Origin of the sequence: Vibrio sp. 10N.222.55.A1 (assembly GCF_041473835.1) — a bacterium.
Classification (GTDB): Bacteria; Pseudomonadota; Gammaproteobacteria; order Enterobacterales; family Vibrionaceae; genus Vibrio; species Vibrio crassostreae_C.
Window position 1 is genome coordinate 21,411 of the sequence record NZ_JBFRSX010000034.1, and the last position, 20,720, is coordinate 42,130.

16 protein-coding genes are annotated in these 20,720 nt (G+C 46.0%); 14 read left to right on the forward strand and 2 right to left on the reverse strand.

All coding sequences use genetic code 11. The features are described 5' to 3' along the window. Positions 1-117: 117 nt before the first annotated feature. Positions 118-2,931 (reverse strand): two-component sensor histidine kinase BarA, encoded by a 2,814-nt coding sequence (gene barA / locus AB4493_RS10700; protein ID WP_017059038.1) that lies wholly within the window; start codon positions 2,929-2,931, stop codon positions 118-120. A gap of 165 nt (positions 2,932-3,096) precedes the next feature. On the opposite strand from barA, the gene rlmD reads away from it, so the two are divergent. The 13 genes from rlmD (at position 3,097) to rpoS (ending at position 17,364) form a co-directional block, all read left to right on the forward strand. After that, entirely contained in the window at positions 3,097-4,416 is a 1,320-nt protein-coding gene (gene rlmD, locus AB4493_RS10705) for a 23S rRNA (uracil(1939)-C(5))-methyltransferase RlmD (RefSeq protein WP_136978438.1), read from the forward strand. A 134-nt stretch (positions 4,417-4,550) separates the two neighbouring features. Next, the gene (gene relA / locus AB4493_RS10710) at positions 4,551-6,773 is read left to right on the forward strand and encodes a GTP diphosphokinase (RefSeq protein ID WP_017059036.1); all 2,223 of its coding nucleotides are present in this window, start codon (positions 4,551-4,553) and stop codon (positions 6,771-6,773) included. Positions 6,774-6,980: 207 nt separating this feature from the next. Then, positions 6,981-7,778 carry a nucleoside triphosphate pyrophosphohydrolase gene (gene mazG, locus AB4493_RS10715; protein WP_017063213.1) on the forward strand — a complete coding sequence of 266 codons (798 nt, stop codon included), beginning with the start codon at positions 6,981-6,983 and terminating at the stop codon, positions 7,776-7,778. Positions 7,779-7,928: 150 nt separating this feature from the next. Continuing rightward, positions 7,929-9,569 (forward strand): CTP synthase, encoded by a 1,641-nt coding sequence (locus tag AB4493_RS10720; protein WP_017063214.1) that lies wholly within the window; start codon positions 7,929-7,931, stop codon positions 9,567-9,569. 81 nt (positions 9,570-9,650) lie between these two features. Beyond that, positions 9,651-10,949, forward strand: coding sequence for a phosphopyruvate hydratase (eno, locus tag AB4493_RS10725; RefSeq protein ID WP_017059033.1), 1,299 nt, complete (start codon positions 9,651-9,653; stop codon positions 10,947-10,949). A gap of 401 nt (positions 10,950-11,350) precedes the next feature. After that, the gene (ftsB, locus tag AB4493_RS10730) at positions 11,351-11,632 is read left to right on the forward strand and encodes a cell division protein FtsB (RefSeq protein ID WP_010435786.1); all 282 of its coding nucleotides are present in this window, start codon (positions 11,351-11,353) and stop codon (positions 11,630-11,632) included. Next, positions 11,632-12,333 (forward strand): 2-C-methyl-D-erythritol 4-phosphate cytidylyltransferase, encoded by a 702-nt coding sequence (ispD, locus tag AB4493_RS10735; protein ID WP_372128439.1) that lies wholly within the window; start codon positions 11,632-11,634, stop codon positions 12,331-12,333. Before ftsB ends, ispD begins: the two co-directional genes overlap by 1 nt. Positions 12,334-12,335: 2 nt before the next feature. Next, complete coding sequence (ispF, locus tag AB4493_RS10740) at positions 12,336-12,815, forward strand: 2-C-methyl-D-erythritol 2,4-cyclodiphosphate synthase (protein ID WP_017067356.1); 480 nt, start codon at positions 12,336-12,338, stop codon at positions 12,813-12,815. Positions 12,816-12,837: 22 nt separating this feature from the next. Then, on the forward strand, positions 12,838-13,884 hold the full coding sequence (gene truD / locus AB4493_RS10745) for a tRNA pseudouridine(13) synthase TruD (protein WP_372128440.1): 1,047 nt from the start codon (positions 12,838-12,840) through the stop codon (positions 13,882-13,884). 81 nt (positions 13,885-13,965) lie between these two features. Next, positions 13,966-14,709 (forward strand): 5'/3'-nucleotidase SurE, encoded by a 744-nt coding sequence (gene surE / locus AB4493_RS10750; RefSeq protein WP_372154965.1) that lies wholly within the window; start codon positions 13,966-13,968, stop codon positions 14,707-14,709. Beyond that, positions 14,710-15,336: a protein-L-isoaspartate(D-aspartate) O-methyltransferase gene (locus AB4493_RS10755; RefSeq protein ID WP_017059029.1), complete on the forward strand. Its 627-nt coding sequence runs from the start codon at positions 14,710-14,712 to the stop codon at positions 15,334-15,336. 34 nt (positions 15,337-15,370) lie between these two features. Beyond that, entirely contained in the window at positions 15,371-16,285 is a 915-nt protein-coding gene (gene nlpD, locus AB4493_RS10760) for a murein hydrolase activator NlpD (protein WP_229648155.1), read from the forward strand. Between the two features lie 98 nt (positions 16,286-16,383). Continuing rightward, positions 16,384-17,364: an RNA polymerase sigma factor RpoS gene (gene rpoS / locus AB4493_RS10765; protein ID WP_017059027.1), complete on the forward strand. Its 981-nt coding sequence runs from the start codon at positions 16,384-16,386 to the stop codon at positions 17,362-17,364. Between the two features lie 140 nt (positions 17,365-17,504). Here rpoS and mutS read toward each other — a convergent pair whose 3' ends face one another. Further along, positions 17,505-20,066, reverse strand: coding sequence for a DNA mismatch repair protein MutS (gene mutS, locus AB4493_RS10770; protein ID WP_372154967.1), 2,562 nt, complete (start codon positions 20,064-20,066; stop codon positions 17,505-17,507). 124 nt (positions 20,067-20,190) lie between these two features. On the opposite strand from mutS, the gene pncC reads away from it, so the two are divergent. Continuing rightward, positions 20,191-20,685, forward strand: coding sequence for a nicotinamide-nucleotide amidase (gene pncC, locus AB4493_RS10775; RefSeq protein WP_029235458.1), 495 nt, complete (start codon positions 20,191-20,193; stop codon positions 20,683-20,685). Positions 20,686-20,720 lie beyond the last annotated feature (35 nt).

Sequence of the window (20,720 nt, forward strand, 5' to 3'; positions counted from 1 at the left end):
TCGCGACTTTATATCTAGTGCTCTTGGCTCTAGACAGAAAAAAGCAGAGCTCATGAGCTCTGCTTTTTTATTGGCGGGTAAACCCTCTAAAGAATACTAGTGAGTAACAAGTACCCGCTAGGCCTTCGCCTGTTTCAAGTAGTGAATCGCGGTTGCTTGAACCTTATCTAATTCATCCTGAAGCTCGAAAAGCTCAGGTTCAATGTCTTCAACAGAAGTACCTGAACGCAGCTCTTTCTCTATTGTCGCACATACCGATTTTAGCCTTGGTACGCCGCTGTACGAGCTGCTGCCATGCATCTTGTGAATGATGTGTATCAGCTCTTCAACTGGATAGTCACTGTCTTCTATCGCTTTGTCTGCTGCCTCATACACCTCTGGAATAAAGTCGACGAGCATTTGCAGCATATCGCGTGCGAGGTCTTCTTTATTGGCGGCTTGTTTCATCGCAGCTTGCCAATCAATGATGATGTTTGTGTGCACGCTGGCTTCAGTTTCTGACACCGGACCGTTGTCGACTTCAGCAGAGACCGCTGGGTGGTCTGGATCTATTTTTTCGATGAGCTCAACCTCAGAGGTCGAGCTCCAATGAATCAGAACCTGCTGTAAAACATGCTCTTCAATAGGTTTGGTTAGGTAGTCATCCATGCCCGCTTCAAGCAGTCGATCTCGTTCGCCAATCATTGCATGTGCGGTCACGGCAATTACAGGTGTATTCGCATTGTTCGCCAGTTTTTTGATGTTCTGACAAGCGGTTACACCGTCCATCTGTGGCATTTGAATATCCATGAAGATGATATCAAATGGCGTCTCTGTCGCTTTGTCTATCGCCTGCTGACCACTGGTACAACTGATGACGGTTTCTACACGCTCTTTAAGCAGCGCGGTAATCAACTTAAGGTTGGCTGGGTTGTCGTCTACTGCCATCACAGTAAGCGGTAACTTCTCTTCAGAATGCGTTTCAATCGCTGGTGCAATCAAGGTAGGTGCCTGATTCGATACCAGAGTTTGCAGCAACTTCTTACGAGAAAGAGGCTTGGTGATGCACTGAACATCGACCTCTTTCATTAGTTGCTCACCCAACGCTAGCTCGGTACTTGGTGTACCAATAATCACGTTTTGAGCAATCTTCTTCGCACCGATCGCCCAACCACTCACAGTATCAAATTGATACTCTTGGTTGGCGGCTAGGTTAAGCAGAACGTAGTCATACGAGGTCGTCTCATCTGGCATCACCGAACGATACGTTACCACTAAGCCTTCTTGGGTTAGGATTTGCTGAGTAATCGATGCCGCTTGCATGTTTGGCTCGATAAGCAGCAGTTGTTTGTCTTGCAGACACTGCGTCTCAATCAGCTCTGTCATCGGCATATCAGTCGTTGATAGTCTCAAGGTGAACCAGAAGGTAGAGCCTTGGTGAAGACGACTGGTTAGGCTGATCTCTCCGCCCATTTGGCTGACCAGTTTTTGGGTGATAACCAGACCTAAGCCTGTACCGCCGTAACGACGAGAGATACTTGCATCGGCTTGGCTGAAAGCTTGGAAAAGCTGAGCTTGTTGACGCTCAGAAATACCAATACCCGTATCGCGAACCATGAATTGCAGCTCGATGTTGTCTTCACTTTGTGAGCGAAGCTCAACGCTGATATCAATGTTGCCGCGTTCGGTAAACTTGATTGAGTTACCAACAAGGTTGGTTAGGATCTGCTGAATACGCAGTGGATCGCCCACCACACCTGGCGGTACTTTAGGGTCGATCTTCAGTGTCAGTTCTAGGCCTTTCTCATGAGCGTTGGTTGCTTGAAGGTTTACTACCTCTTCAAGGCTGGCTTGGAATTCAAATGGGATGTTCTCTAGGGCTAATTTACCGGCTTCAAGTTTCGAGAAGTCCAAGATATCGTTGATGATGCTAAGCAGGTTGTTTGCCGAGCGTTCAATGGTTTGCAGGTAATCGGTTTGACTGTTCGATAGGTGAGTCTTGAGCATTTGACGAGTAAAGCCAATCACACCGTTCAGCGGCGTTCTCAATTCGTGAGACATATTCGCTAAGAACTCAGACTTAACACGAGCCGCTTCTTGAGCGCGTTTCTTCGCGATGTCTAACTCAACGTTTTGAATCTCTAGCTGTTCAAGAGTTTCACGCAAATCTGATGTGGCCTGGTCGATACTGTGCTGCATCTCGACGTGATACTCTGATAGCGATACCGCCATCGCATTGATACCGTTTTTCAGCGAGTCTAGCTCACCATGCATCTTACCTTCGATACGCACATCTAGGTGACCTCGACGAATTCGGTCGACCATGTTTTTCATGTGTGTGATCGGTTGAGTGACATCGTGCATTAAGCGGAACGCAAACACGCCCGATAAACCAAGCCCGAGAATCAACACTAAGAATGCAGAGAACACTTCTTGATATTGCTGCAATCGAAGTGATGAAAGATCTAATTCAATCGCAATGTAGCCGATCGCTTGATTAGCTTGAGACTGACCGTTGGCTGAATTGATGTACTGGCCTTCGGCGATGATAGGTGTCCGCAGAATCAGCGTATTATCGAGAAGGTTCGATGAGCTTAAATGCGGGATCGGTTTATCTTTGGGGTAGGTCAGGCTTTCAAAATCGGGGTGGAAGTTTGAGGTTACAAACAACTCATGACGCTCATCAAACACCGCGATACTGCGCACTAGCTTAGAATTCTTTCGATGCGCATAGCTAATAAGCTGACGAACAGACTCTCGACTTTCGAGCTTCATGCCTGATTCACTCGTAATCGCAAGTGGCTCAATGATGCTAGTACCAGTGTTAACCACTTGACCTTCAAGGTCTTGATAGCGGTTAAATGAGAAAAATGCACTCAATAGCAACCCAATAATCAGGGTTGGAGCTAGAGTTAAGGTAATTACACGGGCTCTTAAGCCATATCTGGTCATGTTCTTTAATTACATCGAGGTCTGGATATGGGAAAATAACGCACACAATGGCGGTTAAGTGAACGGTAAGCTTAATCAAAGCCGTGACGTTCGACAATGATTCCAAGACATAATAGTGAGTCCTGGATACCAATTACTTATTAAAAGATACATTAGGCACAAGCAATGGCACGTTTTTTCCAACCAAAAAAGAAAACTCAACTCGAGACCAAGCATCAATCGGTTTTGGTTGAACGAATGGATCACAATGGCGCTGGCATCGCTTATCAAAAGAATAAACCGGTTTTCATTGATGGCGCATTGCCCGGTGAGCAGGTGGTTATTCAACTTACTGAGAGCAAAAGTAAGTTTTCGCGAGCTAAACTCATCAAGTTATTGAAGCCGAGCGAGCAGCGTTTAAAGCCGTTTTGTAAGCACTTTAATCAGTGTGGTGGCTGTCACCTTCAACACCTAGGTTACTCTTCTCAGGTTGAGCATAAATCGCAATCTCTGACGCACCTGATGAGCCAATACCAAACGGCGAACACTGAAGTTGCACAACCTATTGTCGGTGATGAAACCGGTTATCGACGTCGCGCACGTATCAGCCTATTTGTTGATAAGAAGACACAACAGCTTCAATTCGGTTTCCGTAAGAAGCAGAGTAAGCAGATTGAAAACATCACCGACTGTGCCGTGCTTGATCCTCGCCTTAATGTGTTGCTGCCAAAACTGAAAAATTTACTGAACACTTTCAACAGCCTTACGTCTTTAGGACACGTTGAATTGGTGTTGGGCGATACTGGCCCTGTTATGGTTCTACGTCACCTTAAGCCTTTAGTTGAAAAAGATGAGCAAGCGCTGATTGCGTTAGCAAAAGAAGAAGGCGCTACGCTGTACTCGATGCCTGAAACCGATAAGTTGGCCCGTCTGGTTGGTGATGCGCCTAGCTACAGCGAAACTGGCGTGACGTTACCGTTTGAGCCAAACCACTTTATCCAAGTAAACCAGAAAGTGAATCAGCAGATGGTGGCTCAAGCGATTGAGTGGCTAGAACCTCAAGCGGATGAGCGAGTGCTAGACCTGTTTTGTGGTCTCGGTAACTTTAGTCTGCCTATCGCGCAACAATCGGCGTTTGTGGTTGGTGTAGAAGGCGTTGATGAAATGGTTCAGCAAGCCGCATCTAATGCAGCGTTAAACCAGTTAAGCAATACGGAATTTTACCAAGCTAACCTTGAAGAAGACTTATCTTCACAGCCTTGGGCAAAAGAGAAATTCGATAAAGTATTGCTTGACCCGGCACGTGCGGGAGCGAGTGGGATCGTTGATCAAATTTCAGCGTTAGGAGCGAAGCGTGTGGTTTATGTTTCGTGTAATCCTGCTACTCTAGCTAGAGATTCTGAGAGCTTAGAAAAACAAGGCTATCAATTAGCCAAACTGGGTATGTTGGACATGTTCCCACACACCAGTCATCTAGAATCGATGGCTCTCTTTATCAAGGCTTAGAGGCCCTTAAACAAGGCTTCAAATGAATCACAAAGGCGCAGGGAAGCCTGCGCTGATATCAATATGGTCGAACTAACTTGGAACCAGTTAGTCATATTGAATTGGGTATAAAACATAATAACTAGGAAGGCATGATGGTTGCGGTACGAAGCGCACATTTAAACCCAAGCGAACAGTTTGAGCTAGAAAGTTGGATTGCGTCATTGAATCAAGACGCAAAAACCTCGAATAAACTGATTAAAGTTTATCGTCACTGTGAAGAACTTTTAAAAGATCACGAGCAAGCATCGCTCTTGCTTTGGCGTGGCCGTGAGATGATCGAAATCTTGGTCACCTTGTCCATGGACCGTGCCACTTTAATTGCTGCACAACTTTTCCCCGTCGTCTCAAGCGGCGTTTTTGAGCGCGAAGCGTTTGAAGAAAGCTACGGTAAAGAAACCGTAAAGTTGATCGATGGCGTTGAAGAAATGGCGGCCTTAGGCCAGTTAAACGTGACCCTTGAAGGCAGTGCTGCCTCGGGTCAAGTTGATAACGTTCGACGCATGCTACTGGCTATGGTCGATGATTTCCGCTGCGTAGTCATCAAACTCGCTGAACGAATCTGTAACCTTATCGAGGTAAAAAAAGCGCCTGATGCTGTGCGTCGCGCGGCCGCAAAAGAGTGTTCTAACATCTATGCCCCACTGGCAAACCGTTTAGGTATCGGCCAACTTAAGTGGGAAATCGAAGATTACGCATTCCGCTACCAACAACCAGATACCTACAAGCAGATTGCAAAACAGCTGTCTGAGCGTCGTATCGTTCGTGAACAATACATCACAGATTTCGTTGATGATTTAACCGCAGAAATGCAGCGTTCAAACATCAATGCTGAAGTGAGTGGCCGACCAAAACACATCTACAGTATCTGGCGCAAAATGCAGAAGAAAGGCTTAGCCTTCGATGAGCTTTTTGACGTACGAGCAGTACGTATTATCGCTGACCAGCTGCAAGACTGTTACGCCGGCCTTGGGGTGGTACACACTAAATACAAGCACCTCCCGAGCGAATTTGATGATTATGTGGCGAACCCTAAGCCAAATGGTTACCAGTCGATTCATACCGTAGTACTTGGCCCTGAAGGCAAGACCATTGAGATTCAGATCCGTACTAAGCAAATGCACGAAGACTCTGAGCTTGGTGTGGCGGCGCACTGGAAGTACAAAGAAGGAGCTTCAAGCGGCCGTAGTGGCTACGATGAGAAAATCACTTGGTTGCGTAAACTTATCGACTGGCAAGAAGAGATGTCGGACTCTGGCGAGATGCTGGATGAGGTACGTAGCCAAGTCTTCGATGACCGTGTATACGCATTTACTCCACGTGGTGACGTGGTCGACTTACCAATGGGCGCAACCCCGTTGGATTTCGCCTACCACATCCACTCGATGGTCGGACACCGCTGTATCGGTGCCAAAGTAGCGGGGCGTATCGTACCGTTCACTCATAAACTATCGATGGGCGATCAAGTTGAGATCATCACGCAGAAAGAGCCGAACCCATCTCGTGACTGGTTAAATCCAACCACAGGTTTTGTTCATTCTGGTCGAGCTCGAGCGAAAATCAACGCTTGGTTCCGCGCACAAAGCCGTGAGAAAAACCTAGAAGCGGGTCGTGATATCCTGGAAGTTGAGCTAGCGAAAGTAGGCGCAACCCTAAAAGATGCTGATCAATACGCACTAAAACGCTTTAACGTGAATACGCCAGACGAACTCTATGCAGGTATTGGTAGTGGCGACTTGCGTATTAACCAAGTGGTTAATCACATCAATGCGCTAGTGAATAAGCCAACGGCGGAAGAAGAAGACAAGAAAGCGCTAGAGAAACTGCTTGAGTCGGAAAACAAGCCGGCACAACAGAGTCGTCCGAAGAAAGATGCGGTAGTGGTTGAGGGCGTTGATAACCTAATGACGCACCTAGCGCGTTGCTGTCAGCCAATCCCAGGTGATGTGATTAAAGGTTACATCACTCAAGGTCGTGGTATCTCAGTGCACCGCGCTGACTGTGAACAGCTAGGCGAGCTAAGCGTGCATGCGCCAGAACGTATCATTGATACCGTTTGGGGTAATGGCTTTGTCGGCTCATACATCCTAACGCTGCGTGTTGAAGCGCTAGAACGTAATGGCTTGTTGAAAGACATCACCTCACTGTTCTCGAACGAGAAGATCAGTGTGACGACAATGAAGAGCCGCATCGACTACAAGCGTCAGCTATCGGTAATGGATTTCGATTTGGAAGTGACCAATATTGAGATTCTGAGCCGAGTGACAAGTCGAGTAGAACAGATCAAAGATGTAATGAGCGTTAAGAGACTTGGATGATCCTTTTGTGTCATTTATGTCATTCCCTACAGTGAGGGACGAACGTGATAGGGAATCTCGCCAAGCGGTTTGAGATCCCCAACTCGCTCATACTTCACTCTTGGAGATGACGAAAAATAGAAAGGTGAGTGGTTTTGGCTGCTCACCTTTTTAGTTTTAAGAAAAGAATTAGATTAAAACAATCAAACAGAATAATAGGAAAGCACCATGAGCCACCCGATTGAACAACTAGAACAAATTATGACTAAGCTGCGCGATCCAGAAGGTGGCTGTCCTTGGGATTTAAAACAAAATTTTGAAACAATTGTCCCGCATACTATCGAAGAGACGTACGAAGTGGTGGATGCGATTCACAACAAAGATTGGCCGAACCTACAAGAAGAGTTGGGTGACTTGTTGTTTCAGGTGATCTTCTATAGCCAGTTAGCGAAAGAACAGGGGTTGTTTGAGTTCTCTGATGTGGTTGATGGCATTAACGAAAAGCTAACACGCCGTCACCCGCATGTGTTCTCTGATACTGAGTTTGCCAGTGATGAAGAAATCAATGCCAATTGGGAAGCGGAAAAAGCCAAAGAAAAAGCACAAGCAGGCAAAACTCAAGAAAGTATTCTAGACTCAATACCAAACTCTCTACCTGCACTTTCGCGTGCTACAAAAATTCAAAAGCAGGTCGCGAAATATGGCTTTGATTGGGACTCAATTGGCCCAGTCGCCAATAAGGTATTAGAGGAAGTGGACGAGGTGCTAGAAGAAGCACTTCAAGTGACGCCAAACGAAGAATTGGTTGAAGAAGAGCTGGGGGATTTACTGTTCGCGACCGTTAACTTGGTACGACATTTAGGTAAAAACCCAGAATCGGCACTCAATAAAGCCAATCTCAAGTTTTCGCGTCGCTTTAAAGGGGTGGAACAAAAAGTTCGTCAGCAAGGTAAAAATTTGACCGATTTTTCACTACAACAGCTTGATTCCATGTGGGGTGAAGTCAAAGTGGCGGAGAAAAGATAACCAAAGCTTTTATCATGAATTGATTTGAAGCAAAAAATAAAAAATAGCAGTGTGATAGATTTCACGTTGTGGCGATAAGGGGCTTCTGGTATATTTTCATCCCGTCCAGAAGTAGTCCATTTCCCTCATTCAACCAATTTCAGGTTAAACATGACGACAAATTACATTTTTGTTACTGGCGGGGTTGTATCCTCTCTAGGTAAAGGTATTGCTGCAGCATCTCTTGCGGCTATTTTAGAAGCTCGTGGTCTTAAAGTGACTATGATGAAGCTTGACCCTTACATCAACGTTGATCCAGGCACTATGAGCCCGACTCAGCACGGTGAAGTGTTCGTTACGGAAGATGGCGCTGAAACAGACCTTGACCTTGGTCACTATGAGCGATTCATTCGCACCAAGATGACTAAGCGTAACAACTTCACTGCAGGTCGTGTTTACTCAGACGTACTCGCTAAAGAGCGTCGCGGTGATTACCTAGGTGCAACTATTCAGGTTATCCCACACATCACTAACTCTATCAAAGAGCGTGTAATTTCTGGCGCAGCTGGCCACGATATTGCGATCGTTGAAGTTGGTGGTACGGTTGGTGATATCGAATCTCTACCATTCATGGAAGCGATTCGTCAGCTAGCAGTAGAACTAGGCCGTGAACGCGCAATGTTCATGCACCTTACTCTAGTGCCATACCTAGCAGCTGCGGGCGAAGTGAAAACTAAGCCAACGCAACACTCTGTAAAAGAGCTACTGTCTATTGGTATTCAGCCAGACATCCTAGTTTGTCGTTCAGACCGCAACATTCCTTCGAACGAGCGTAAGAAAATTGCTCTGTTCTGTAATGTGCAAGAAAATGCAGTTATTTCTATGCGCGATGTTGACTCTATCTACAAGATCCCTCAGCTTATTAAAGCTCAAGGTACTGATGAACTTGTATGTAAGCGTTTCGGCATCACAGCTCCAGAAGCAGACCTGTCTGAATGGGAACAAGTAATTTACGAAGAAGCTAACCCAACGGGTGAAGTGACGATTGGTATGGTTGGTAAGTACATTGAACTACCAGACGCATACAAATCAGTAAATGAAGCGCTAAAACACGCGGGCTTGAAAAATCGCCTAAGCGTTAATATTAAATATGTAGATTCACAAGACGTTGAGTCTCGTGGCGTAGAAGTTTTAGAAGGCCTAGATGCAATCCTAGTTCCTGGTGGCTTTGGTGACCGTGGTGTTGAAGGTAAGATTCTTGCTGCTCAATACGCTCGTGAAAACAAAGTACCGTACTTAGGTATCTGTCTAGGTATGCAAGTAGCACTTATCGAGTACGCTCGTAACGTTGCGAAAATGGAAGGGGCACACTCTTCTGAATTCTGTACTGAAACTAAGTACCCAGTTGTTGGTCTTATCACTGAGTGGACTGATGGCGAAGGTAAAGTTGAAGAGCGTACAGAAACATCTGACCTTGGCGGCACAATGCGTCTTGGTTCACAGCTTTGTCACCTAGCGAAAGGGACGAAAGCTTACGAATTATACGGTAGCGCGACGATCCATGAACGTCACCGTCACCGTTACGAAGTGAACAACAATCTTCGTCCACAAATCGAAAAAGCGGGCCTAAAAGTATCGGGTCTATCTGCGGACAAGAAACTGGTTGAAGTTATTGAGAACCCGAACCACCCATGGTTCGTTGCTGCTCAATTCCACCCAGAGTTCACTTCAACACCTCGCGATGGTCACCCATTGTTTGCAGGTTTCGTTAAAGCGGCTGGTGAGTTCCAGCGCGGCGAGTTAGAGAAGTAAAAAGGAATACAGGTAGCTGCGTAAGTTGTGCTGCTACCTTTAAATTTGACATTTATATATTCAACGAGAAGGAAACATTCAATGTCTAAGATCGTTAAAGTTCTAGGTCGTGAAATCATCGATTCACGTGGTAACCCAACTGTAGAAGCTGAAGTACACCTAGAAGGCGGTTTCGTAGGTATGGCTGCTGCTCCATCTGGCGCATCTACTGGTTCTCGCGAAGCTCTTGAGCTACGTGACGGCGACAAATCACGTTTCCTAGGTAAAGGTGTTCTTAAAGCTATTGAAGCTGTAAACGGCCCAATCGCTGAAGCTCTAGTTGGTACTGACGCTAAAGCACAAGCTGACGTTGACCAAATCATGCTTGACCTAGACGGTACTGATAACAAGTCTAAGTTCGGCGCGAACGCTATCCTAGCTGTATCTCTAGCTAACGCAAAAGCTGCTGCTGCTGCGAAAGGCATGCCTCTATACGAGCACATCGCTGAGCTAAACGGTACTGCTGGTCAGTTCTCTATGCCTCTACCAATGATGAACATCATCAACGGTGGTGAGCACGCAGATAACAACGTTGACATCCAAGAGTTCATGATCCAACCAGTTGGCGCTAAAACTCTTAAAGAAGGTCTACGTATCGGCGCTGAAGTATTCCACAACCTAGCTAAAGTTCTTAAGTCTAAAGGCTACAGCACTGCAGTTGGTGATGAAGGTGGTTTCGCTCCTAACCTTAAGTCTAACGCTGAAGCTCTAGAAGTTATCGCAGAAGCTGTTGCAGCTGCTGGTTACGAACTAGGTAAAGACGTTACTCTTGCTATGGACTGTGCAGCATCTGAGTTCTTCGACAAAGAAGCTGGTATCTACAACATGAAGGGCGAAGGTAAAACTTTCACTTCTGAAGAGTTCAACCACTACCTAGCTGAGCTAGCGAACAACTTCCCAATCGTTTCTATCGAAGACGGTCTTGACGAGTCAGATTGGGATGGCTTCAAGCACCAAACTGAACTTCTAGGCGACAAGCTTCAAATCGTTGGTGACGATCTGTTCGTTACAAACACTAAGATTCTTGCTGAAGGTATCGAGAAAGGCGTAGCTAACTCTATCCTTATCAAGTTCAACCAAATCGGTTCTCTAACAGAGACTCTAGCTGCTATCAAGATGGCTAAAGACGCTGGCTACACTGCAGTAATCTCTCACCGTTCTGGCGAAACTGAAGATGCAACTATCGCTGATCTAGCGGTAGGTACAGCTGCAGGTCAAATCAAAACTGGTTCTATGAGCCGTTCTGACCGTGTTGCTAAGTACAACCAACTTATCCGTATCGAAGAAGCTCTAGGTTCTAAAGCTCCTTACAACGGTCTTAAAGAAGTTAAAGGTCAATAATTCGTCCTATTTGGCACTGTAGCTGCGTTAACTGCAGAAGATTCACTAAGTCACATAGGAAACTATGCTCCATAGCTGAATCTTCTTTGTTGCCTTGCTACAGCACCAACTAGTTAGAATTATGCACTAATACTTTTGAATGCCTCGCTTATGCGGGGCATTTTTTTGTCTGTAGAAAACTGAATGAAAGAAGCTCTAGGCTCTAAAGCTCCTCCTTGTCACATATAAAGTTCGTCATTCCCTAGACTGACGAAGGAAGGAGTAGGGAATCTCATTGTTTTCCTGACAATGACTCCCCGACTTATTGATTCCCTGACACCACATATCTCGCACCAATAAGCTCATTATGGTATATATGTGCCTTATTCTAGTTCCTTCTTTTTCAACCGGCGAAAGGTGTTATGCGAATTTTTGCTTTAGTACTGCTCATAGTGTTTGGCTGGCTACAACACACACTGTGGCTCGGTAAAAATGGTATCTCTGATTACTACGGTGTGAACAACGAAATCCAAGTTCAACAGCAAGTAAATGAAAAGCTGCATATTCGAAATGCAGAAATGTTTGCTGAAATTGACGATCTACGCCAAGGCTTAGACGCGATAGAAGAACGCGCACGTCATGAACTTGGAATGGTCAAAGAAGGTGAAACGTTTTATCGCATCATTGGTGAGGAATCCCATTAATGTCGACTCAACTTCAAAGCGTGATTGCCGTTGTACCTGCGGCGGGCGTCGGTAGCCGAATGAAGGCAGACCGCCCTAAGCAATATCTCAAGATTCACGACAAAACAATTTTAGAGCACACCATTGAGAAATTACTGTCTCACCCACAAGTCGCTCAAATTGTCGTTGCGATCAGCGATGATGACCCATACTACCCTGATCTAGCACTCAACCTGAACCCGCAAGTGATCAGAGTGTCAGGCGGAAGCGAGCGAGCGGACTCTGTACTCTCTGCGCTAAACTATATCGCTGAGCAGCAGCTTAGTGATTGGGTAATGGTTCACGATGCGGCAAGGCCGTGTGTTCAGCTAAGTGATATCGACAAGCTAATTTCCGGCGCGATGAGCCATGATGTGGGCGCTATTTTAGCGGCTCCAGTTCGTGACACGATGAAGCGCGGTGCCCAAGGGCAGATCGAGCATACCGTTGAGCGTGCCGATTTATGGCATGCACTTACGCCGCAAATGTTCAGAGCAAAGCCTCTGTGGAAGGCATTAAGTGAGGCGTTGCAACAAGGCGCTTCAATTACTGATGAAGCCTCAGCCTTTGAGTGGAAAGGTTTATCGCCCGCATTAATCGCTGGGCGTTCAGATAATTTTAAGATTACTCAGCCAGAAGATTTAGCGCTCGCTGAGTTCTATTTAAGTCAGAATAAGGAATAATGATGATTCGTATTGGCCATGGCTTTGATGTACATAAGTTTGGTGGTGAAGGCCCGGTAATTATTGGTGGCGTGAGCGTCCCTTATGAACAAGGTCTTATTGCACACTCAGACGGTGATGTTGCCCTTCATGCGTTGTGTGACGCTCTATTGGGTGCGATTGCTGCGGGTGATATTGGTCGTCATTTCCCTGATACCGATGACGAATGGAAAGGTGCGGATAGCCGTGAGCTACTGAAAGATGTTTACCGTCGAGTAAAAGAACAAGGTTACGTGATTGGTAATGCCGATATTACTATCATGGCGCAAGCTCCAAAGATGGCGCCTCATATAGACTCTATGTGCCAAGCTATTGCTCAAGACCTAGAAACCAGCATTAGCAATGTGAATGTAAAAGCGACGACCACTGAGCGTTTAGGTTTTACAGGTCGCAAAGAGGGCATCGCATGTGAAGCGGTGGTCCTAATTACTAAAAGTGCGTAAGCACCAACACGAAAAGAACAGCATGTCAGATATTTTATCTTCATTGGCTTATCTAAACGGTAAACCAACTGCGAAAGCAAAACTAAAAGCAAAAGCCGAACACTTTGTCGTTAATGAAGACTTGGGTTTTGAGTTTGCTGGTGAAGGCGAGCACCTAATGGTTCGTATTCGTAAAACTGGTGAAAACACGAGCTTCGTAGCCAATGAGCTGGCTAAAGCTTGCGGTGTTAAGTCGAAAGACGTGAGCTGGGCGGGTTTGAAAGACCGCCACGCTGTGACAGAGCAGTGGTTGAGCGTTCACCTACCGAAAGGTGAGCCTGACTTTTCAGGGTTCTTAGCACAGTACCCAAGCATTGAGATCTTGGCGACAGCACGACACAACAAAAAGTTACGTCCGGGTGATTTAGTTGGCAACCAATTCGAGCTGACTTTGTCTGAAGTAACAGACTGTGATGATGTCGTAAAACGTTTGGAAAAAGTCGCTCAAGTCGGTGTGCCAAATTACTTTGGTGCTCAGCGTTTTGGCAATGAAGGTAACAACCTATCTGAAGCTCGTCGTTGGGGCCGCGATAACGTTCGTACTCGTAACCAGAATAAGCGCAGCTTGTACCTTTCTGCTGCTCGTTCGTGGATTTACAACCTGATCCTTTCAGACCGTATTGAGCAAGATGCGTTTGTATCAGCATTGGTTGGCGATATCGTGGTGAAAGACGGTGCTCAACTGGCAGTAACAGCAGACAACATTGAAGCTGTAAACCAAGACATTGCGAACGGTTCTGCTTTGATAACTGTTGCTTTGGCTGGCGATAATGCCTTACCAACGATTGATGAGTCTCAAGCTCTAGAACAGAAACACCTTGATGCTGAACCGGATCTAATGGCTCTGATTCGTGGTAACCGTATGCGTCATGATCGCCGTGAAGCGTCACTGAAACCAACAGACTTAACTTGGGAAGTGAACGAAGATAATGTCACGCTTAAGTTCTCTCTTGATGCGGGTTGTTTCGCAACAGCGATCGTTCGCGAATTGGTTGAAGAAGTACACGTAGAGAGAACCTACGAGCAATAACGATTCTGCTTGGAGCTGAGTCACTTGATATTGGAATTTAAGTGACTTGGCTTAGCATGGGAACAAAAGAAAGGATACAAGATGAAGATTTTACTCAGCAATGATGATGGTGTGCACGCTCAAGGTATTCATGAGCTGGCAAATGAGCTACGTGATCTTGCTGACGTTATCATTGTTGCCCCTGACCGTAATCGCTCGGGTGCGTCAAATTCATTAACTTTAGAACAGCCTCTGCGTGTTCAAGAGATTACTGAAAATACCTATTCGGTACAAGGAACACCGACCGACTGTGTGCATTTTGCGTTAAACGAACTGCTAAAGAATGACATGCCTGATCTGGTATTAACGGGCATTAATCACGGTGCTAACCTGGGTGATGACGTGCTTTATTCCGGCACGGTGGCTGCAGCAATGGAAGGGCATTTTCTAGGCGTTCAATCGGTAGCGTTTTCTCTGGTGGGAAAAAAACATTTTAAGACAGCGGCAGCGATTGCTCGTCGTATTGTCGAACAACATTTAGCAAACCCAATCCCGACCAACCGCTTGTTGAACGTAAACGTTCCTGATTTAGCCTTAGAACAATTGTCTGGTACTCAGGTGACGCGCTTAGGTGCTCGTCATCACGCTGAAGATATGATCAAGCAAAAAGACCCGCGTGGTCACGATATCTATTGGCTTGGCCCTCCGGGTCAAGAGCAAGATGCCGGTGAAGGTACCGATTTTTACGCGATTGAGCATGGCTTTGTGTCGGTAACACCGTTGCAGGTTGATCTGACGGCGCATGAGTCGTTGGGTGCGATGGCAACATGGTTAGGGGAGAAGTAAGTGAGTAATCCGCAAGCTGAGCGTTTAATTACTTTCCTGATTGAAAATGGTATTCAGGATCAAAAGGTTCTTGATGCGATTTACCAACTGCCGAGAGAGAGCTTTTTATCACAGGCGATGTATCACCAAGCCTATGATAATAATGCGCTGCCTATCGGTCAGGGTCAGACAATCTCACAGCCATACATTGTTGCTAAAATGACAGAGCTACTTGAATTACAACAAGATAGCCGTGTCTTGGAGATCGGAACGGGTTCTGGTTACCAAACTGCGGTATTGGCTCAACTTGTTGATCATGTGTATTCGGTTGAAAGAATAAAGTCGCTACAATGGGATGCCAAGCGTAGGTTGAAGCAACTCGATTTCTACAATATCTCAACTAAGCACGGTGATGGTTGGCAAGGTTGGTCTTCAAAAGCCCCTTTTGATGCGATTATTGTCACCGCCGCTGCAGAGTCGATTCCTCAAGCGCTTCTGCAACAGCTGAAAGATGGCGGTCGTTTACTGATTCCTGTCGGTGATGACGAACAGCAACTATTGAAGATCGTTCGACACGGCGATGAGTTTTTATCGAGTGTTATCGAGATGGTGAGATTTGTACCTCTTGTTCCTGGTGAGCTAGCTTAATAAAAGACTAATGGTGTAGGTGGATAGAGAGTCGATGCGTTCGAAGTTGTTTAAAGGAAGTACTTTACTGCTTAGCTGTGCCCTTGTTGGGTGTGCAGCGAATTCGCCTGCGCCGGTTTCAAGCCTTAACAAGAAATACTCATCGATTGATCGTGGTAGTTATCGCGGCAGTTACTATGAAGTGAAAAAAGGCGATACGCTTTATTTCATCGCTTATGTGACCAATAAAGACGTCAATGACCTCGTCAGCTACAACAAATTGTCTGCGCCTTATACTATCCACCCCGGGCAGAAGCTTAAGTTGTGGCGTCCTAGCTACAATGCGCCAGCGTATGGTAAATCAACGGTAGCGGCAGCAGCAGTTGCTGCGCCTGTCGCGGCATCGACAACGTCATCTGCGGCAAGTAAACCTAAAACCACATCGCAACCGAGCAAAAACTCTAAACCGGCTCCAGCTCAAACTACCACCAAAGTGGTGAAAAAAGATCCACCAAAGAAGGTTGAACAATCCAAATCAAAGGAGTATGTTGGTTCTAAAGGTAAACAGAATGTTACACCGCCCACCAAACCAACAAGTGATAAAGTATCCAAATGGTTATGGCCAACTAAAGGGAGAGTAATCAAGAGTTTCTCTGTAGGCGAACAAGGAAATAAAGGCATAGACATAGCAGGACAGCGAGGTCAGCCAATAGTATCTACTGCAGGGGGAACGGTTGTTTATTCGGGTAATGCACTACGAGGCTACGGCAATCTAGTGATTGTGAAGCACAATGATAATTACTTAAGTGCATACGCGCACAACGACCGACTATTAGTATCTGAAGGGCAAAGTGTGAAACCAGGGCAGAAGATTGCAACAATGGGAAGCTCTGGAGCCAGCAGTGTTAGGCTGCACTTTGAGATTCGTTACCAAGGTAAGTCCGTTAATCCAAAACGATATTTACCTTAAATACAATATGCAAAAATTACGTATTGTATGGAGTGACATAGTCATTTAGCGACATATGAAGTTGTAATGTCATGCTAATTTCGCCAGGGGGAGGCGTTATGAGTATAAGCAATGCAGTAACCAAAGAAGAGTTCGATCTTGACCAAGCAACCACGGAACCGGAAGCTCTTGGAAAAGCAAAACGAACAGTCACTAAGAAAACCGAAGCGAAAGAAGAAGTTGAAGTTACGTCTAAAAGTTTAGATGCCACTCAACTCTACTTAGGCGAAATTGGTTTCTCACCACTACTAACCGCTGAAGAAGAAGTGCTATATGCACGTCGAGCTCTACGCGGTGATGAAGCAGCACGTAAACGCATGATCGAAAGTAACCTGCGTTTAGTGGTAAAAATTTCACGTCGTTATAGCAACCGCGGCCTTGCACTTCTCGATCTAATCGAAGAAGGCAACCTAGGTTTGATTCGCGCCGTAGAGAAGTTTGATCCAGAGCGTGGCTTCCGCTTCTCAACTTACGCGACATGGTGGATTCGTCAAACCATTGAACGTGCGTTAATGAATCAGACTCGCACTATCCGTTTGCCAATCCATGTTGTGAAAGAGCTGAACATCTACCTACGTACTGCAAGAGAGCTATCACAAAAGCTTGACCATGAACCAACGGCAGAAGAAATTGCTTCTAAGTTAGATAAGCCGGTTGGTGATGTGAGCAAGATGCTTCGTCTAAACGAAAGAGTGAGCTCTGTTGATACGCCAATTGGTGGTGACGGTGAGAAAGCGCTGTTGGATATTATTCCAGACATCAATAATTCAGATCCTGAGGTTTCAACTCAAGATAGCGATATCAAGAACTCGTTGATTTTCTGGCTTGATGAGCTGAATCCTAAGCAGAAAGAGGTGCTTGCGCGTCGCTTTGGACTACTGGGTTATGAACCGTCAACATTAGAAGAAGTGGGCCGCGAAATCAGCCTGACTCGTGAACGTGTTCGTCAAATCCAAGTTGAAGGTCTTCGCCGTCTACGTGAGATTCTTATCAAGCAAGGTCTGAATATGGAAAACCTGTTCAACGTAGAAAACGACTAATTGAACGGATGATGCTTCTCTAAATAGAAGACAAATAAAAACGCTGACTTTAAGTCAGCGTTTTTTTGTTTGTGGCTTTGGTATTTCATGCCGTCTAATCAAAATAGCAGTACGGCCATAACAAGCTACTTGGTAAGAAACTAAAGCAGCTTCTTCAAGCGGTAAAGTTCTTCTAATGCTTGGCGAGGAGTTAGATCATCAGGATCAACATTCGCTAGCGCTTGCTCCACTTCACTTGGTTCTGGGATCAGGCTCAGCTGGTTTGCGATATCGACACCGCTTGGCTTCGATGTTGGCGACTCCATACTTAACGCTTCTAACTGAGTCAGCTTCGCACGAGCATTCTTGATCACTGCTTTCGGTACGCCAGCTAAACCTGCAACCGCTAGACCATAAGATTTACTTGCAGCACCTTCTTGAACTGCGTGCATAAAGGCAATGCTATCACCATGTTCAACCGCATCTAAGTGTACGTTTGCTAAAGTTGGAAGTTGGTTAGGTAGTTCAGTTAGCTCAAAGTAGTGCGTTGCAAACAGTGTCATCGCATTGATTTGATTGGCTAGCCACTCTGCACTTGCCCAAGCCAGAGACAGGCCATCGTAAGTACTGGTACCACGACCGATTTCATCCATTAGCACAAGGCTGTTTGGTGTTGCATTGTGCAGGATATTTGCGGTTTCTGTCATCTCAACCATGAAGGTTGAACGGCCAGAAGCCAAATCATCGGATGCGCCAATACGCGTAAAGATACGGTCGATAGAGCCGATGGTTGCTCTTTCTGCAGGAACATAACAACCGATATGAGCCATCAATGCGATGAGTGCCGTTTGGCGCATGTAGGTCGATTTACCACCCATGTTGGGACCCGTGATGATCAGCATCTTACGTTGATCATTCAGGTCGATAGGGTTAGCAATGAAAGGTTCGTCCATCACTTGTTCAACAACAGGGTGACGACCGGCCTGAATTTGTACGCCAGCAGACTCTGTCATGGTTGGACGACAGTAATCAAGGGTATCTGCACGCTCAGCCAAGTTCTGTAGAACATCAAGCTGAGATACTGAAGAGGCGATATTTTGTAGGCGCTCTAGATACGGCAGTAGTAAGTCAAACAACTCTTCCCACAGCTGTTTCTCGATAGCGAGTGCTTTCGACTTAGAGTTAAGTACTTTGTCTTCGTGCTCTTTTAGCTCAGGAATGATGTAACGCTCAGCATTTTTCAGCGTTTGACGACGAACATAGTGTGGCGGCACAAGATGGCTTTGCCCACGGCTTACTTGAATGAAGAAACCATGTACGTTGTTGTAGCCAACTTTTAGCGTGTCGATGCCATGACGTTCACGCTCTTCTTGCTCAAGCTTATCAAGAAATTCAGTTGCGCCTGCTGCAAGGTCGCGCCATTCGTCTAACTCGGCATTGTAGCCTTCTGCAATCACACCACCGTCACGGATAACCACCGGTGGGTTCTCTTTGATTGCACGTTCAAGCAGCTCAGAAACCTCATCCACAGGAGAAGCATATTGAGCAAGTTGAGTTAGGTATGGGTGCTTCAGTTGCGTCAGTGTTTCAGCAAGCTCTGGCAAATATTCCATTGCTTGGCGAAGACGCGCCATATCGCGAGGGCGAGCAGAGCGAAGTGCTAATCGAGCGAGAATACGTTCGATATCACCAATCTGTTTTAAGGTTGGCTGTAGTTCTGTGAATAGAGCCAAATCTTTCATTTCACCAATTGCATCTAAGCGCTGATCGAGTGCAGATATATTGCGCATTGGTTGATGTAACCAACGCTTAAGCATACGGCTACCCATTGCTGTCGCAGTGTGATCAAGTACTTCGGCAAGGGTGTTATCAGTACCACCCCCAAGATTTTGCGTGATTTCCAAATTACGACGAGTTGCAGCATCAAGGATCACCGAGTGATCTTGTTTATCCATCGTGAGTGAACGGATATGAGGGAGGGCAGTACGTTGGGTATCTTTCACGTATTGGATCAAACAACCAGCCGCACATAGACCCAGTTTCGCGCTTTCTACGCCAAAGCCAACCAGATCGCGAGTACCAAACTGCTTATTCAATTGCTGCTTAGCGGTGTCTAATTCAAATTCCCATACAGGGCGGCGGCGGTTGCCATTACGGCTTGCCATTAAATCGACGGGTTCGAAATCTTCAGGGAACAGCAGCTCACGCGGAGAGGTTCTTTGTAGCTCAGCGGCCATCGCTTCTTCTGTTTCTGGCTCGCAAAGTTGGAATCGGCCAGAGGTAATATCAAGTGTCGCATAACCGAATTTACCGTTGTGGTGATAAATGGCTGCAATTAGGTTATCAACGCGTTCAGAAAGCAAGGCTTCGTCGGTTACGGTACCCGGTGTCACGATACGCACTACTGCGCGCTCAACAGGGCCTTTTGAAAGTGCTGGATTACCAATCTGTTCACAAATTGCTACGGACTCACCAAGTTGCACTAACTTTGCAAGGTATCCTTCAACCGCATGGTATGGAACACCTGCCATCGGAATCGGTTCACCATTTGATGAGCCACGCTTAGTCAGTGAAATATCGAGGAGTTGAGAGGCTTTTTTAGCGTCATCGTAGAAAAGCTCGTAGAAATCGCCCATGCGGTAGAACAGCAGAATTTCTGGGTTTTCTGCTTTCAGTTTTAGATACTGCTGCATCATGGGAGTATGTTTTTGATCGGCTTTCACAGTTAACTTCTTTCGTTTATTTCTATTGCGGCTTAGGATACGTGAAAGCGTTTCGTGCGAAAAGCGGCTGATGCGAAAAGATGCGAATCCAAATGATATGACAGTAAATAAAGGGAAGCAGATGATGCAGATGACTCAAGACCTTAGTGAGCAGCTTGGACATTTACTCGCTAAACACAAACACGTGTTAGTGACGGCTGAATCTTGCACTGGCGGAGGTGTCGCGAGTGCAGTCACCGATATTGCGGGCAGCTCTGGATGGTTTGATCGCGCTTTTGTTACGTACAGCAATGAAGCCAAACAAGAGATGATCGGTGTACAGCTTAAAACCTTAATGGAGTTCGGCGCCGTGAGTGAGCCTGTCGTAATAGAAATGGCTAGCGGGGCATTGCAACATTCAAACGGGACGATCTCTGTATCAATCAGTGGCATCGCTGGCCCAGGTGGCGCGACCGAAGATAAGCCTGTTGGTACAGTATGCTTCGCGTGGAAAGCGCTAAATGGCTGGGATAAAGTAGAAACGCATGTATTTACAGGCGACAGATCACAAGTACGCCAACAAGCCACGCACCATGCCCTGCAAGTTATTTATGATTACCTATCAATGGAAGGTAAGTAACATTTGTACAAATTATTTTCATACAGGTATAGACA